The following is a 14,587-nucleotide window of genomic DNA, read 5'->3' on the forward strand; positions in this document are numbered from 1 at the left end:
GCCAGTTGTCCAGTCCGGCGGCGCCCGCAACATCGAAGGTCTCGCCCGCCCACCGTGAACCCGGCGCCAACCACCGGTGAACTCCGTACAACCAGCTCCGCCCTTCGACGGTCACACCAGATAACCCGCACCCCGTCGACCGAGTGGGAGCCACCGTGCCACACAGCTGCCGCACCCTGACGTACGCCATCGCAGCCGCCGCTGTGGCCACTGCCGGGTTCGTGTTCCCGTCCGGCGCCACCGCTGCCGCACCCCCTGCCGCCACGAGCGACTTCAACGGCGATGGCTACGCGGACCTCGCCGTCGGCGTCCCGCACGGGACCGTCGGCGGCCAGGCCAAGGCCGGGTACGTGAACGTCGTCTGGGGCGGTCCGAAGGGCGTCGGCGCCTACGGAAGCATCCGTGTCACCCAGAGCACTCCCGAGGTTCCCGGAACCCCGGAGGCGGGTGACCGCTTCGGCGCATCCGTGGCCCTGACGGACCTCAACGGCGACGGCATCGCGGAGTTGCTCGTCGGTGTCCCCGGCGAGGACGTCATCGACCGCGGTACGGACGCGGGCATGGTCATCGCCGTAGGCGGCTCGATGGACGGGCCGGGACCGGGGTCGACGGTCCTCACCGGGCCGTCGCCGTCGGCTGCGTACGGCAAATCGGTCGCGGCAGCCGACCTGACCGGCGACGGCAACAAGGAGATCGTGATCGGCGGCACGGACAAGGTCGTCGCTCGTGTCGCCCAGGGCGAAGACAGCATGGTCACCACCGTCGTCGCCGCCCCCATGGGCGGCCGCGCCCCTGTCCTGATCACCGGCGACTTCGACAGCGACGGCACGGCGGACCTGGCCGTGGCGTACTGGACCGCGGGCGACCCCAACACGCAGTCCCACGTGCGCCTGTGGAAGTGGGACGCCGACCAGTCCGCGATGGCCAACTTCTGGAACACGGACAACGCCGGCGTGACCGCCCTGGCCGCCGGCGACTTCGACGGCGACGGCCACGACGACCTGGCGCTCGGCGAATGCCGTGAGATCGCCGACGAGAACATCGACGACCCGTGCGGCCCCGAAAGACTCGCCAAGGGGGGCGGCATCCACATCCACTACGGAAGCCCCGCGGGCGGCCCGTTCGGCAGCCGTGCCCAGACCCTCAACCAGGACACGGCGGGCGTGCCGGGCGTGGCCGAGGACGGCGACCGCTTCGGCGCCGCCCTCGCCGTCGCCGACGTCAACCGCGACGGTCGCGACGACCTGATCGCGGGCGCTCCCGGTGAGGCCATCGGAAGCAAGGCGGGGGCGGGCGCCGCCTGGCTGCTCTCCGGCGGCGCTCAGGGCCTGCTCGACGCCAACGGCGTTGCCACGTCCGTCTCCTGGAACCAGGACACGCCCGGCATCCCGGGCGTCGCCGAGGCGGGAGACACCTTCGGCGCGGCGGTGGCCTCGGGTGACGGCAACGCCAACGGTGTACCGGATGTCACGGTCGGATCCCCTGGCGAGAACGCCTCCCTGGGCGCCGTATGGCTCCTCCCCAGCGGCTCGGCCGGGGGCTCGGCGGCCTTCTCGCCCCGCACGCTCGGCCTCCCGTACCTATCCACGGCTCAGAAGTACGGCAAGCCGCTGAGCAGCCACTGAGTGCGCCTTACGGAGGTTGCGCCCGCCCTCACAGCGTCGGCCCGCCCGCCGGGCGACGAGGAGAAGTCAAGCCGTCTGGGGGTAGGTCCTAAACCCCTTTGAGACGGTCGCGATCTCTCCTATGTTGGCCCGCGTGACGATCGAGGTGCCCTACCAGCCAATTCCGGTTGACCAGTCGGACGTTCGCTACGCCCACGGCCCCGACTCGGCTCTACAGCCGGACGTGCCCGTCGGGGAGACGATCGAGTTTGACTGGAACGACAGCGCGATCTACCCGGGCACGTCACGGAAGTTCTGGGTCCATGTGCCCGCGCAGTACGACCCCGCCGAGCCGGCGTCGCTGATGGTGTTCCAGGACGGATGGTGGTACCTGGACCCCGGAGGGCAGGTCCGCGGCGCGATAGTCCTGGACAACCTCGTCCACCGCGGGGACATCCCGGTCACCATCGGCGTGTTCGTCGACCCTGGCGTCTTCCCCGACGCTGAGGATCCGAAGAACCACAACACCGAGTACGACGCGTACGACGGTTCGTATGTCGGCTTCCTCCTGAACGAGATCATCCCCGAGGTCAGCAAGCACTACTCGATCGCCGAGGACCCGGATCAGTGGGGAATCTGCGGTGGCAGCAGCAGCGGCGGCAACTGCGCCTTTACCGCCGCGTGGCTACGCCCGGACAAGTTCCGCCGCGTCATCGGGTTCCTGTCCAGCTTCGCGCAGATGCCGGACGGCAACCCGTACCCCGAAGTCATTCCCCGCGTTCCCCGCAAGCCGCTGCGGATTTTCCTGCAGGCGGGCCATCGTGACCTGCGCTGGAACGAGCCCGAGGCGAACTGGCTCGCCGACAACTTGCGTGTCGCGGCAGCGCTCGCAGAAGCCGGCTACGACTTCCGCCTCGTCCTGGGTGATGGCGGCCACAGCCCCAACCACGGTGGTGTCCTGCTCCCCGATGCCTTGCGCTGGTTGTGGCGGTCTGATGATCGCCCGAACTAGCCGGTGGGCTTGGGTGGAGCGACTTTGTAGAAGCGGTCGTTCCGGATCAGGGCCCACAGGACGTTGACTCTGCGGCGGGCAAGGGCGATCACGGCCTGGGTATGGCGTTTGGCCTCGGCGCGCTTGCGGTCGTAAAACGCCCGGGAGTTGGGGTCGTAGCGCACGTTCAGGGTCTCGACCTCCTGGGCGAGCGTCCGGAACGAGCTGGGCGATCACCCCCTCGCCGGGAACAGAGGTGTGCTGCCGCTCTGTGGCCTCCACGGCCTTCTTCGCAAGCTCCTCCGGGCTGCGGACGCCCCGAGTGCACAGCCATCGGGTGAGCCGCGCGGTCCCGAGGCGCCGGAGGGCTGCCGGCGTCTGATGGCCGGCCATCAGGACGAGTGGTCCGGCGCTGGTCAGGCGATGCTCTATGACACGGATCGCGAGATCCTGCAGCCCGTGTAGGGTCTCAGGTTCCGTCAGGTTGGAAGAATGCGAGCATCTTCTGGCTGGCGTCCGGCGATGTCAGCAATTCCTGCATGTCCGCGGACATCCGGGCGGCAGCGCTGGTGCGTTCGAACATCTCGCGTTCGTATTCTTTGACGGCGGCCGGAAAGTCGTCCGGGTGCGCGGCCAGCGCGAGACCGAGCAGGGCGCCGTCGAGCAGCGCCATGTTGGCGCCCTCTCCCACCGGCGGCATCAGGTGCGCGGCATCGCCGAGCAGCGTGACGCCTGGCGTCGACGGCCAGGTCAGGCCGACCGGGAGACTGGTGATCGACCGCGGCACGACCGTGTCGTCGCAGGCCGCGATCAGCGCGGTGAACCGTGAGTCCCAGCCGGGGAGCAGGTCGATCAGCCGCGCCCGGGCGGCGGCCGGGTCGTCGAACGGGATCCCGCTGGTAGCGAACCAGTCCTCGGCGGTGTTGTAGAAGCTGAGGCCGATGCGAACGCGGCCGTCGCCGTTGCGCTGCGCCGCCAGGGACAGTCCGTTGCCGAGCACCCAGTAGTTGCCGCGCCCGACCATCGCCGCGAGGTCGGGGTGCGTGCGGTCGATGTCGGGAATGCCGACCTCGACGACGTTCTGGCCGATATGCGCCGGGCGTGCGTCGGTGAGCAGCGCGCGGACCCGGGACTGCGCGCCGTCCGCGCCGACCAGCAGGTCATACGTCGCACTGCTGCCGTCGGCGAAGTGCAGCAGGCCGTTGTCGGCAGATTCGAACGCGTGCCCCCAGCGCACCACGTCTTCGGGGAGGGAGTCCAGCAGCAGGTTGCGCAGATCGGCGCGGTCGACCTCGGGTCGCTCAAGCGGGGCGTCGTCGGGCGTGTCCTCCTGGAGCAGCAGGGTGCCATCCGGCTCGAGAAGACGCATGTCCTGGCCTTCACCACGGGCAATCGCGTAGAACTCGTCGATCAGACCGGCCTCGCGCAGCGCCCGCTGGCCGGAGTGGATGTCGAGCATGCCGCCCTGACCACGCGCACCGCGTGACGATTCACGTTCATACACGACGGAATCCATGCCGTTCACGTGCAGCACACGGGCGAGAGCCAGGCCGCCGAGACCGGCTCCGACGATGGCAATGGTCATGGTTGCTTCCCCTCGATACGCCGTACTGGCCAATACAGTGTATCTCCCCGATGCGATGTATTGTTAGCGGCATGTTGGTGTGGGAGAGGCCGGAGCCACCGAATCGACCCGTGCCGGCCCCGTTGAGCCGGGAGCGGATCGTGCGAGCGGCGATCGAGCTGGCCGACGCGGACGGCCTGGACGCGGTGTCGCTGCGCAAGGTCGCCACCGCGCTGGACGTCCGTCCGATGCGGCTGTACGGCTACATCGCCAGCAAGGAGGAGTTGCTCGACCTCATGGTCGACGCCGTTCACGCCGAGATCCGGCCGGTCGGAGACGGCTGGCGGGAGGTGCTCCGGTCTCTTGCCGAAGCCACTCGGCACGCCGCTCACGAGCACGAATGGCTCGCCGATCTACTGGGTGGCCGACCCCAGCTCGGGCCGCACGCGCTGGCCAGTGGGGAGACCGTGGTGGCCGCACTGGGCAGCGTCGACGTGGACGCCATCATGCCGGTGGTCGCCGCAGTCAATGCGTACGCGATCGGCGCGGTGCGTCGGGAGGTCGCCGAGCGGCGTGCCGAGCGGGCCACCGGGATGGACGAGAAGCGTTGGCAGGCCTCACTCGGGCCCTATCTGGAGCGGACCTTCGCCACCGGCCGATTCCCCGCGCTGGCCACGGTGGTGCGCGATGCCGCCCACCTGGACGCCGACCACACCTTCCGGATCGGCCTCGACTTCCTGCTCGACGGCATTGAAGCCCGCATCTCAAGGTGACGCGCGGCCGAAGGACCGGACCGGTACCGCCCATAGCGCCAGGTCGGCGCTGACGCGTTGAGTGATCCGTTCCAGAGGACAAATGGGCTCGACTGGGAGCGTCGGAACAGCTGCACTGGGCTCATGACGTCTCTTCAGGAAGAACTGCTACCCGGCACACGCCGGGCGCTGTTGCGCCGTATTGCCATCGCCCAGGCCGAGGGGCGGTCGCCGTCACTGGTGGCGGCGGTCGTCCGGGGTGGGCAGGCGGTGTGGCACGGTGCGCGCACGTCGGTCGACGGGCATGGACCGGACGAGAACGTGCAGTACCGGATCGGGTCGATCACCAAGACGTTCACCGCCGTGCTGGTCCTGCGGTTGCGGGACGAGGGGGTGCTGGACCTGGGCGATCCGCTGGAGAAGCATCTGCCGGGCACCGGGGCGGGGGAGGCGACGATCGCGGAACTGCTCGCGCACACGGGCGGTTTGGCTGCGGAGTCGCCCGCGCCCTGGTGGGAGCGCACTTCTGGTTCGCTTCGCCCTGAGCTCGCCGATGTGCTGGGAGAGCAGCCCCACCGGCACCCGGTGGGGCGGCGGCACCATTACTCGAACCCCGGATACACGTTGCTCGGTGCGCTGGTCGAGGAGCTGAGGGGCGCTCCGTGGGAGGAGGTCCTGCGGCGTGAGGTGCTCGAGCCACTGGGGCTGCGGCGTACAAGCGGGCGGCCGCAAGCGCCACACGCGGGCGGCTGGGCGGTGCACCCCTGGGCGGATGTGATGTTGCCGGAGCCGATCGAGGATCTGGGGCGGATGGCGCCTGCCGGTCAGCTCTGGTCGACGACAGGTGACCTGGCGCGCTTCGCCGCCTTCCTGGCCAAGGGTGACGATCGGGTGCTGAGCGCGGAGTCTGTGCTCGAGATGCGGACGCCCGCCGCGCCGCCCGAAGTCGACGATGTGGCGGCCGGTACGGCCTATGGCCTTGGCATGCAGGTTCAGCACCGGGACGGCCGGATGCTGGTGGGTCACTCAGGGTCTCTGCCGGGCTTTCTCGCCGGTCTCGTGATCAGTGTCGAGGACGACCTGGCCGCCGTCGTGCTCGCCAATTGCACCTCGGGCCCGCTGGTGATGACGGTTGCCGCCGATCTCGTACGGATCGTCGCCGAAGCTGAGCCGCGGCTCCCCGAGCCATGGCGGCCGTTGCCCGAAGTCGACCATTCCCTGCTGCAGTTGGCGGGGCCGTGGTACTGGGGGACTCAGGTATTCGCGTTGCGTCTCGCGGCCGACGGGGACGTCTCGCTCGCCCCTCTGTCCGTCAACGGCCGGCGCTCACGCTTCCGGGCCAACGGCGACGGGTCGTGGACGGGGCTCGACGGCTACTACGCGGGGGAGCTTCTGCGGGCCGTACGGCGCCCCGACGGCGTGGTGAGTCATCTGGACCTCGGGTCGTTCGTGTTTACGCGGCAGCCGTACGACGAGGGCGCGCCGGTGCCGGGTGGGGTGGATCCCGAAGGGTGGCGCGGGATCGGGTAGGCGCAGTCTCGGATGAGTGCAGCTTGAACGAGGAATAGCGGTCTGGACGACGAGTAGCGCTCTGTCTGACGAGAAGGGTCCCGTTTCACGTGAAACGGGACCCTTCTCGCGTGGGCGTGGAGCACCCGCATCCGACTCAGAGCGGAAGCTTGAATCCCACGTGCGAAGCCGTGAACCCGAGCCGTTCGTAGAACCGGTGGGCGTCGGTGCGGGTGGCGTCGGAGGTCAGCTGGACCAACTGGCAGCCCTCGCGCCGGGATTGCTCGACCGCCCACTCGATGAACCGCGTGCCCAGTCCGCTGCCGCGCTCGTCGGCGTGGACGCGTACTCCCTCGATGATCGACCGGGTCATCCCCTTGCGGGAGAGGCCGGCAATGATGGTGAGTTGGAGAGTGCCGACGACGCGGTCTTCGCGGACGGCGACGACCAGATGCTGGTTCGGATCACGGCTCACACGATCCAGCGCGGTCAAGTACGGGGCCAGGTCGTCGGGTGACTCACGTTGGGCGCCCAACGGGTCGTCGGCGAGCATCGCGACGATGGCGGGGACGTCGTCCGGGACCGCCGGTCGTATTTCGAGATCTCCCATGGCGGCAGCCTATGCGGGCGAGCCGTGGGCGGGTGCGTTCACCGACTCCACCACCCGGACCAACGGGGCCAGTTCGGCGTTCTTGGCCGCCTCGCCGAGTGCTTGGCGCAGTGCGGTGTCGTTCGTGGGGCGGGCTTCTTCGAGGAGCTTGAGGCCTGCCTCGGTGACGTTCGTGTAGATGCCACGGCGGTCTGTCGGGCACAGGTAGCGCGCGAGCAGTCCGCGGTCCTCGAGCCGGGTGACGAGGCGCGTGGTGGCGCTCTGGCTGAGGACGACCGCGTCGGCGACCTGCTTCATCTGCAGGTGGCCGCCGTCGCCGTCGTGCTGGCGGCTGAGGACATCGAGGAGGGAGTACTCGCGCACGCTCAGGCCGTGCCTTGCCTGCAGGGCGCGTTCGATGTGCGCCTCGATCCTCCCGTGGAGCAGGGAGAGGGCGCACCAGCCCTGGGCGAGGGCGGTGAGCGCGGGGTCCGTCGCTGTCATGGCGTTGTCCTCCGTCCCGGAGCAGCTGAAACCAGGGTAGAGCACACTTGCAATAGCCCGCGCTTGCAAATATAAGGCGTCTGCAATTATTGTCTGCGCAGGCTAAGTGCTCACGCAATCATCTTGGAAGGTGTTGGCAGCCCATGCCTCTCGCGCTCCTGGCCCTCGCGATCGGGGCCTTCGGAATCGGAACCACCGAGTTCGTGATCATGGGCCTACTGCCCGAGGTCGCGGCGGACTTCGGTGTATCCATCCCCACCGCGGGGTTCCTCGTGACCGGCTACGCGCTCGGCGTCATGTTCGGCGCCCCGATCATGACCGCCCTCGGTACCAGGGTTTCCCGCAAGCGGATGCTGATGCTGCTCATGGGGTTGTTCATCGTCGGCAATCTGCTCTCCTCCGTCGCTCCCGTCCTCGCCGTCATGCTGATCGGTCGCGTGGTCGCATCGCTGGCCCACGGTGCCTTCTTCGGCATCGGCTCGGTCGTCGCGGCGGACCTCGTGGCACCCGACAAGAGGGCCGGTGCCATCGCGATGATGTTCACCGGACTGACCGTCGCCAATGTCGTCGGCGTACCTCTCGGAACCCTGCTCGGGCAGTCCGCCGGATGGCGTGTCACTTTCGCCGTCGTCGCCGCCCTGGGCGTCATCGGCCTGGCCGGTGTCGCCAAGCTCGTACCCGATATGCCCAAGGTGGAAGGCGTGCGACTGCGCCACGAGCTCGCCGCGTTCAGGAACGTCCAGGTGCTGCTCGCCATGATGATGACCGTCCTCGGTTTCGGCGGCGTCTTCGCGGCCATCACCTACATCGCGCCGATGATGACCCATGTCACCGGCTTCGCGGACGGCTCCGTCACCTGGCTGCTCGTCCTCTTCGGCCTCGGCATGGTCGGTGGCAACCTGGTCGGTGGCAGGTTCGCCGACCGCGCCCTGATGCCGATGCTCTACGTCTCCTTGGGCGCCCTCGCCCTCGTCCTCGCTCTGTTCACGCTCACCGCGCACAACAAGATCGCGGCATGTGTGACCATCGTGCTGATCGGTGCCCTTGGGTTCGCCGCCGTGCCGCCACTGCAGAAGCGGGTCCTCGACCAGGCACACAGCGCCCCGACGCTGGCTTCGGCCATGAACATCGGCGCCTTCAACCTCGGCAACGCTCTCTCGGCCTGGCTCGGTGGCCTCGTCATCGCGGCCGGCCTCGGTTACACCGCTCCCAACTGGGTCGGTGCTGCCCTGGCCGCCGCTGCCTTGGTGCTGGCCCTCCTGTCGGCCGCGCTGGAGCGCCGCGCCGATGCCCCGAGCGTGGTCGTGGCGGGATCGGAACCCGCCGAACAGAAGACGGGCGTCCCCCACTGACCAACTGCCCGGGAGCCTCTACGGGGAACGGCTCAGCCCGCTGCCACCGTCAGCGGAGCGAACCGGCGGGTCCAGTCGCCCGGGAGTTCCGCGAGGCCGTACGTCATGACCGCATTGAAGGCGATGGAGGCGAGGCCGCGCTCTTTCACCCAGGCCAGCAGTTCCTCGTGCCGTACGTCGATGTCGGTGCGTAGGACGCGGCCCGTGTGGGCGGCGAGCGAGGCGATGAGAGCCTTCGCGGTCTCCGTGTCCCGGGCGATCAGAGGACCCACGACATGGTTGTCCATATTGGGCCAGGCGGCCGCGTACCCGATGATTCGGCCGTCTTCTTCGGCGACACGTAACTGGTCGGCGAAGGCGGGCAGCCGCGTGATCATGTGCGTGCGGTCGGTACCGAAGACTTCCTCGTCCAGCCGGAGGATCGCGGGGAGATCCTCGGCCGTGGCCGCACGCGTGGTCGCCTCGGGCTCCGGCCCGCCGGGCGTGAAGTGCCCACAGACCATCTCCGCCCGGCCGGTGGTCTTGAACCCCAACTCCTCGTAGAGCGGGCGGCCGTACGGCGTCGCGTGCAGGGTGAGCGGTGTGGTGCCCAGCTCCGCGACGACATGCCGCATCAGTCGGCGGCCGACACCGCGGCGGGCGTGCCGCTCGGCGACCAGCATCATGCCGATCGCACCCAGAGCGGGGTGTTCCCGCGGTCCGTACGAGGTCACGACGCAGGCGCTGACGAGACCGCCGTCCGGGTCGTCGATGCCGTAGCCCGTGCCGGCCGTGAGCAGCAGACCCCACTTGTGTTCCTCACGGGGCCAGCCCCGGTTCTCGGACAGGTCGGCGCAGGCGGAGAGGTCGAGAGGCGTCAGACGACGGATGGGCAGGGCGGCAGGAGAAGGAGTCGACACGCGGTTCAGGCTGTCTGACGTGCGCGCTCGACGTCCACCGGTTTCCGGGCAGACGTGCGCAGTTTTCGACCGCGCCGAGTCAGCCCCCAGGGCTTGAGGATCGAGATCGCTGTCATGAAGACATAGGCGGCCAGCGAGACGATCGGCCCGAACAGAACGTCGCCGGCGTCGGGCAGTGGTCTGCCCGCGGAAACGGCAACGACCGCGGAGTTCACCCCGGGGCGCAGCGCGAAGGCTGTGGCGGTAGTTGTGGCCAGGGTCAGCCAGAATTTCGTGTAGACCCAACGGTGCCTCGCCAGTCCCCAAGGGGTGCCCAGGGACAGCAGCATGCCGCTGAGGAGCGTGAAGAACGCCAGAGGGAGCAGGAGCCAGTCGGTGAACAGCTTCATGATGCGGACGGAGGCCTCCAGGGTCACCGTGGACCCGGTGCTGGTCGCGGTGATCCCGAGTGTGAGCAGCCCGAGCGTGAGCCCGAGCCAGCTTGCGGAGGCGGCTACATGGACAACGAGGGAGGCCCGGCGGGCGGGGCGGGTCAGTTTCACGTGAAACACCGTGCCGGGTAAGGGCGGTGAGGACGTCTGACAGCGGGAGTAACCCCGCGTACTAGCCTCGGCGTACATGGCGAGACTTCATCTCTTCGATCTGGACGGGACGTTGCTGCATGGCAGCTCGGCACCTGTCGAGATCTCCCGTCAGCTCGGGCTGGAAGCCGAGACAGTGGCGCTCGACCAGGCGGTCGGCGCGGGGCACATCAGCCCCCCGGAGTACGCGGAGCATGTGTATGCCCTCTGGGCTGACCTCACCGAGGCACATGTGGTGGCGGCCTTCGCGGCGGCGCCCTGGCTGTCCAGCATTCAGGAGGTTTGGGCGGATATCAGGGGGAGTGGCGATTACTGCGCTGTCGTCTCGCTCTCGCCGTCGTTCTTCGTGGAGAGGCTGGCGGAGTGGGGGGCGCATGCGACGCACGGTTCACGTTTCCCCGCGCTGCCGTTCACCGAGCCAGTGGATCCGACGGGCATCCTGAGCGCCGCGGCCAAGGTGTTGATCGCGGACCGGCTCTGCGCCGAGTTCGGTGTGGAGCGGGCGGACTGCATCGCATACGGCGACTCGATGTCGGACAAGGACCTGTTCGCGGTGGTTCCGGTATCCGTCGCGATCAATGCGGACCATCACCTCACAGATCTCGCCACCCACTCCTATGTCGGGCGGGATCTGTCGGATGCCTATCAACTGGTCCAGCGCGCCCGGTAATTGAACGAACTCAGGACCCTGCCTTCAATTCCTGGAGCGATGAAGGGGGGACTTGTGCGGCCGACGGTGGCCGGTATGGTCGACTCCGGTTCGTGTCCACAGCGATGTGCACAGATGTTGTGCGCACATCCAGCCGCGGGGACGAACGCAGGGCAATGCAGCCTAACGGGACGGAGAGATCGAAGACCCGCGTTCTCCGTTATGCGGCCGGGGCGTTGACGAGGAGTGGGATGCTGCGATGACGATAGTGCGGCCAATGTCACATTCTCGCCTTACTTGTCCGTAGGTGGCGGGATTACGGGGTTGAATATGGCCGCATTGGCCAGCGGGACAGAACGGGGAAAAGCGAACCGTCTGCGGGAGCAAGCAGGCATCTTCCGACCGAGGAAGTGCGCAGACCGACCGAAAGATGCTCGAGGCGAGGCACACCATGGACGCTCCGACGACCACGTCGGCCGACAACGGCACTTCGGGGGGCAATAGCGAGGGCGGCTGGTTCACGCCGCGCAAGAATCCTGAGCCGCCGTCCGATGGCGAGCGGGACACGACCGAGGGCCGCCGTCTGTCCGCGATGCGCACCGTCGGCCGGCCCGCGCCGGATGACGAGGCGGCGGAGAAGCGAATATCTTCGGCCGCCGAGGGCGTTCCAGCCGCGGCCCCGCCAACCGATGACGCGACCGCTGACCACGGCTACACGCCTCCCGCAGCGGCCGACGTCCACCGCGAGCCCCAGCCCGCTCACGAACCCGTACCGCAGGACCCTGCCCCGGCCTCCGTCCAGGCCGCATCCCCCGACGCCGTCCTCATCCGCCGCACCATGGAGGAAGTGGGCCCCGTTGCCGACAAGGTCACGTCGTACTTCTACGCGCTGCTCTTCGTGCGCCACCCGGATCTGCGCCCGTTGTTCCCCGCCGCCATGGACGCCCAGCGGGACCGGCTCCTCAAGGCGCTGCTGACTGCGGCCGAGCACATCGACAACAAGAAAGTCCTGGTCGAGTATCTGGAGAACCTCGGTCGCGGGCACCGCAAGTACGGCACCATGCCCGAGCACTACCCGGCGGTCGGTGAGTGTCTCATCGGTTCCCTGAGCCGGTACGCTTCCGCGACCTGGGACGAGGACACCGAGGCAGCGTGGGTCCGGACGTACACGAAGATCTCGCAGATCATGATCGATGCCGCGGCCGCCGACGAGCTGCGCGCCCCCGCCTGGTGGTACGCCGAGGTCGTCTCGCACGACCTGAGAACCCGGGACGTCGCGGTCATCACGCTCCGTCCCGACCAGCCGTATCCCTTCCTCGCCGGGCAGTACACGAGCCTGGAAACCCCTTGGTGGCCGCGGATCTGGCGGCACTATTCCTTTGCCACGGCACCCCGCTCCGACGGGCTGCTGTCCTTCCATGTGAAGGCGATCCCGGCAGGCTGGGTCTCCAACGCCCTGGTGCACCGCGCCCGGCCCGGCGACGTCGTCCGGCTCGGTCCGCCGGCCGGTTCGATGACCGTCGACCACACCGCCGACAGCGGGCTGCTCTGCCTGGGCGGTGGCACCGGCATCGCGCCCATCAAGGCGCTCGTCGAAGACGTGGCCGAGCATGGTGCGCGGCGCTCGGTCGAGGTCTTCTACGGTGCCCGCACCGATCACGACCTGTACGACATCGACACGATGCTGCGGCTCCAGCAAATCCACCCCTGGCTCGCGGTACGCGCAATCGTCGACCAGCAGGCGCATCTCCAGCTCCCCGACGCCGTACGCACTTACGGCCCGTGGGACGAGTACGACGCATATCTGTCGGGCCCGCCCGGCATGATCCGCAGCGGTGTGCACGCGCTGAGAGAGATAGGCATCCCGTTGGAACGGATCCGGCACGACTCGGTGGAAGAACTCGTCGCGGCCGGGAGCTGATCCCGGCTCTCAGGCGCAGGGCCGAGGGTGTCAGCCCAGGTCAGGTGCGTGCATCGCCCGCACGCCCTCGATATTCCCGTCGAGATAGTGCCGCAACGACAGCGGGACGAGATGCACGGAGGCGATCCCCACCCGGGTGAAGGGGATGCGCACGATCTCGTACTCGCCGCTTGGCTCGTCGATCTCGGGGCCATGGCGCTGCGAGGGGTCCATGGACTCCAGACGGCACACGAAGAAATGCTGCACTTTCACTCCGGTCGCGCCGCCGTCCTCGCCGATGTGCTCGACGGTGTCGACGAAGCAGGGCACGACGTCGGTGATCTTTGCGCCCAGCTCTTCATGCACTTCACGATGGAGGGCGTCGACGACGGTCGTGTCCCTCGGCTCCACCCCGCCGCCGGGCGTGAGCCAGTAGGGATCCATGCCGGGTTTGGTCCGCTTGATCAGGATCAGGTCATCGCCGTCCAGCAGGACGGCCCGGGCGGTGCGCTTGACCACGGGTCGGACGGTCATGGGAGAAATGTGGCCCGGCTGGTTCCACGTGAAACATCTTCCTCACGACCAGTCGGTGGCGGTATGCAGTAACCATTCGTGTGCTCGCGCGATATGCGGCATGGCGAGCGTGCCGGTGCGTGCCACCAGGAAGTACGTACGCAGCGGGGGCACGGCGGGTTCCAGCAGCTCCATCAGATCACCGCGCTTCACGGCTGGGGCGCACAGATAGCGGGGCAACACCGCGAGCCCGGCGCCGGTGGTCGCGCAGGCGAGGACCGCGCGCAGGTCGGGGACGATGACGGTGCCCGAGGCGGCCGGGCGGGAGTCGAACACGGCAGCCCAGTAGCGGGAGACGAACGGCAGCGATTCATGCACTTCCACGACGGGAAAGTTCTCCAGCGCCGGCGCCCCCTCGCTGTGCAGCTTGTCGGAGCCGATGCGGGCCTCCCAGCGCGGGGAGGCGACCAGGACGTGCTCTTCGTCACAGAGCGGGGTCGCGGTGAGCAGGGCGCCGCGCGGACGGGCCGTACTGATGGCCAGATCATGATGTCCCGCGGCGAGCCCTTCGAGTGTCTCCTCGGCATTGCCGAAGGAGGCGCGCAGCGCGAAGCCCTGGCCGTCCTCTCCGGCCAGCTCGGTGAGAGCGGGCAGGGCGCGTTCGGCGGTGAACTCCGGTGGCCCGGCGAGATGGAGGGTGCGCAGGGAGGAGGCCTCGTCGATTCCGGTCTCGGCGATCTCCACGAGGGCGTCGAGATGCGGGGCGGCCTTGTGGGCGAGCTCGTCGCCGATCGTCGTGGGGGTCACCCCGCGGGCCTGGCGCAGGAAGAGGGGGCGTCCCAGCTGCCGTTCCAGGGTGCGGATCTGGGACGTGACAGCCGGCTGCGAGAGGCCGAGCAGTGCGGCGGCACGGGTGAAGGAACCGGCCCGGTGCACGGTCACGAAGGTCCGCAGCAGAGCCAGATCCATGGTGTGTCCCTCCCCTCCCCAGCCACGGCAGCGCTCAACTATAAATAAGTCGATAGGTCGCTGTCGCTACTGTGATTGGACACTGACACAGAGTCAACTAGCCTTGTTCGCGCGGTTCTTCGCGCGCAGAACCGGGGCGGTCCGAGCCACGAGGGGGGAGGCTCGGACCGCCCGCTGTACCTGGCCGGGTTCTGACCGGTCGCTCAGGAAG

Annotated in this window: 14 protein-coding genes and 1 pseudogene; 7 read left to right on the plus strand and 8 right to left on the minus strand. The window is 68.6% G+C overall.

Translation table 11 applies throughout. The features are described from left to right. Window positions 1-155: 155 nt before the first annotated feature. Together FGD71_RS43525 and FGD71_RS43530 are read left to right on the plus strand one after the other, a co-directional pair. On the plus strand, window positions 156-1,625 hold the full coding sequence (locus tag FGD71_RS43525) for an FG-GAP-like repeat-containing protein (RefSeq protein ID WP_240437057.1): 1,470 nt from the start codon (window positions 156-158) through the stop codon (window positions 1,623-1,625). Window positions 1,626-1,758: 133 nt separating this feature from the next. Further along, window positions 1,759-2,616 carry an alpha/beta hydrolase gene (locus tag FGD71_RS43530; RefSeq protein ID WP_119106160.1) on the plus strand — a complete coding sequence of 286 codons (858 nt, stop codon included), beginning with the start codon at window positions 1,759-1,761 and terminating at the stop codon, window positions 2,614-2,616. Here FGD71_RS43530 and FGD71_RS47800 read toward each other — a convergent pair. After that, window positions 2,613-2,783, minus strand: a pseudogene (locus FGD71_RS47800) (IS110 family transposase); the annotation flags it as partial. The gene FGD71_RS43530 and the pseudogene FGD71_RS47800 overlap by 4 nt on opposite strands. A 281-nt stretch (window positions 2,784-3,064) precedes the next feature. Next, a complete protein-coding gene (locus FGD71_RS43540) occupies window positions 3,065-4,180 on the minus strand; it encodes an FAD-dependent oxidoreductase (protein WP_119106129.1) in 1,116 nt (371 codons plus the stop codon). 71 nt (window positions 4,181-4,251) lie between these two features. Between FGD71_RS43540 and FGD71_RS43545 the strand changes: the two genes are divergently transcribed. Together FGD71_RS43545 and FGD71_RS43550 are read left to right on the plus strand one after the other, a co-directional pair. Next, window positions 4,252-4,932, plus strand: a complete 681-nt coding sequence (locus FGD71_RS43545) for a TetR/AcrR family transcriptional regulator (RefSeq protein ID WP_119106130.1) — start codon at window positions 4,252-4,254, stop codon at window positions 4,930-4,932. Between the two features lie 123 nt (window positions 4,933-5,055). Further along, window positions 5,056-6,441: a serine hydrolase domain-containing protein gene (locus FGD71_RS43550; RefSeq protein ID WP_119106131.1), complete on the plus strand. Its 1,386-nt coding sequence runs from the start codon at window positions 5,056-5,058 to the stop codon at window positions 6,439-6,441. A gap of 136 nt (window positions 6,442-6,577) precedes the next feature. On the opposite strand, the gene FGD71_RS43555 is transcribed toward FGD71_RS43550, so the two are convergent. Beyond that, window positions 6,578-7,030: a GNAT family N-acetyltransferase gene (locus tag FGD71_RS43555; RefSeq protein ID WP_119106132.1), complete on the minus strand. Its 453-nt coding sequence runs from the start codon at window positions 7,028-7,030 to the stop codon at window positions 6,578-6,580. A 9-nt stretch (window positions 7,031-7,039) separates the two neighbouring features. Next, the gene (locus tag FGD71_RS43560) at window positions 7,040-7,513 is read right to left on the minus strand and encodes a MarR family winged helix-turn-helix transcriptional regulator (protein ID WP_119106133.1); all 474 of its coding nucleotides are present in this window, start codon (window positions 7,511-7,513) and stop codon (window positions 7,040-7,042) included. Between the two features lie 143 nt (window positions 7,514-7,656). Between FGD71_RS43560 and FGD71_RS43565 the strand changes: the two genes are divergently transcribed. Next, window positions 7,657-8,865 (plus strand): MFS transporter, encoded by a 1,209-nt coding sequence (locus tag FGD71_RS43565; RefSeq protein ID WP_119106134.1) that lies wholly within the window; start codon window positions 7,657-7,659, stop codon window positions 8,863-8,865. Between the two features lie 32 nt (window positions 8,866-8,897). Here the strand turns inward: FGD71_RS43565 and FGD71_RS43570 are convergent, their stop codons facing one another. Then, window positions 8,898-9,764 (minus strand): GNAT family N-acetyltransferase, encoded by an 867-nt coding sequence (locus FGD71_RS43570; protein ID WP_119106135.1) that lies wholly within the window; start codon window positions 9,762-9,764, stop codon window positions 8,898-8,900. A 5-nt stretch (window positions 9,765-9,769) separates the two neighbouring features. Continuing rightward, window positions 9,770-10,306 carry a DUF2269 domain-containing protein gene (locus FGD71_RS43575; protein ID WP_119106136.1) on the minus strand — a complete coding sequence of 179 codons (537 nt, stop codon included), beginning with the start codon at window positions 10,304-10,306 and terminating at the stop codon, window positions 9,770-9,772. Between the two features lie 76 nt (window positions 10,307-10,382). Between FGD71_RS43575 and FGD71_RS43580 the strand changes: the two genes are divergently transcribed. Further along, window positions 10,383-11,015 (plus strand): HAD family hydrolase, encoded by a 633-nt coding sequence (locus FGD71_RS43580; protein ID WP_119106137.1) that lies wholly within the window; start codon window positions 10,383-10,385, stop codon window positions 11,013-11,015. Between the two features lie 430 nt (window positions 11,016-11,445). Then, window positions 11,446-12,915, plus strand: coding sequence for a globin domain-containing protein (locus FGD71_RS43585; RefSeq protein ID WP_240437058.1), 1,470 nt, complete (start codon window positions 11,446-11,448; stop codon window positions 12,913-12,915). Between the two features lie 30 nt (window positions 12,916-12,945). Here FGD71_RS43585 and FGD71_RS43590 read toward each other — a convergent pair whose 3' ends face one another. Both FGD71_RS43590 and FGD71_RS43595 read right to left on the minus strand, forming a co-directional pair. After that, entirely contained in the window at window positions 12,946-13,428 is a 483-nt protein-coding gene (locus FGD71_RS43590; protein ID WP_119106139.1) for an NUDIX domain-containing protein, read from the minus strand. Between the two features lie 42 nt (window positions 13,429-13,470). Then, window positions 13,471-14,376 (minus strand): LysR family transcriptional regulator, encoded by a 906-nt coding sequence (locus FGD71_RS43595; protein ID WP_119106140.1) that lies wholly within the window; start codon window positions 14,374-14,376, stop codon window positions 13,471-13,473. Window positions 14,377-14,587 lie beyond the last annotated feature (211 nt).

This window comes from Streptomyces sporangiiformans (assembly GCF_005768555.2).
Lineage (GTDB): Bacteria > Actinomycetota > Actinomycetes > Streptomycetales > Streptomycetaceae > Streptomyces > Streptomyces sporangiiformans.

Bases quoted from the DNA above. Each gene is read 5' to 3' on its own strand.
- FGD71_RS43540 (WP_119106129.1), bottom strand. From the start codon at position 4,180: ATGACCATTGCCATCGTCGGAGCCGGTCTCGGCGGCCTGGCTCTCGCC.
- FGD71_RS43545 (WP_119106130.1), top strand. From the start codon at position 4,252: ATGTTGGTGTGGGAGAGGCCGGAGCCACCGAATCGACCCGTGCCGGCC.
- FGD71_RS43550 (WP_119106131.1), top strand. From the start codon at position 5,056: ATGACGTCTCTTCAGGAAGAACTGCTACCCGGCACACGCCGGGCGCTG.
- FGD71_RS43555 (WP_119106132.1), bottom strand. From the start codon at position 7,030: ATGGGAGATCTCGAAATACGACCGGCGGTCCCGGACGACGTCCCCGCC.
- FGD71_RS43560 (WP_119106133.1), bottom strand. From the start codon at position 7,513: ATGACAGCGACGGACCCCGCGCTCACCGCCCTCGCCCAGGGCTGGTGC.
- FGD71_RS43565 (WP_119106134.1), top strand. From the start codon at position 7,657: ATGCCTCTCGCGCTCCTGGCCCTCGCGATCGGGGCCTTCGGAATCGGA.
- FGD71_RS43580 (WP_119106137.1), top strand. From the start codon at position 10,383: ATGGCGAGACTTCATCTCTTCGATCTGGACGGGACGTTGCTGCATGGC.
- FGD71_RS43585 (WP_240437058.1), top strand. From the start codon at position 11,446: ATGGACGCTCCGACGACCACGTCGGCCGACAACGGCACTTCGGGGGGC.
- FGD71_RS43590 (WP_119106139.1), bottom strand. From the start codon at position 13,428: ATGACCGTCCGACCCGTGGTCAAGCGCACCGCCCGGGCCGTCCTGCTG.
- FGD71_RS43595 (WP_119106140.1), bottom strand. From the start codon at position 14,376: ATGGATCTGGCTCTGCTGCGGACCTTCGTGACCGTGCACCGGGCCGGT.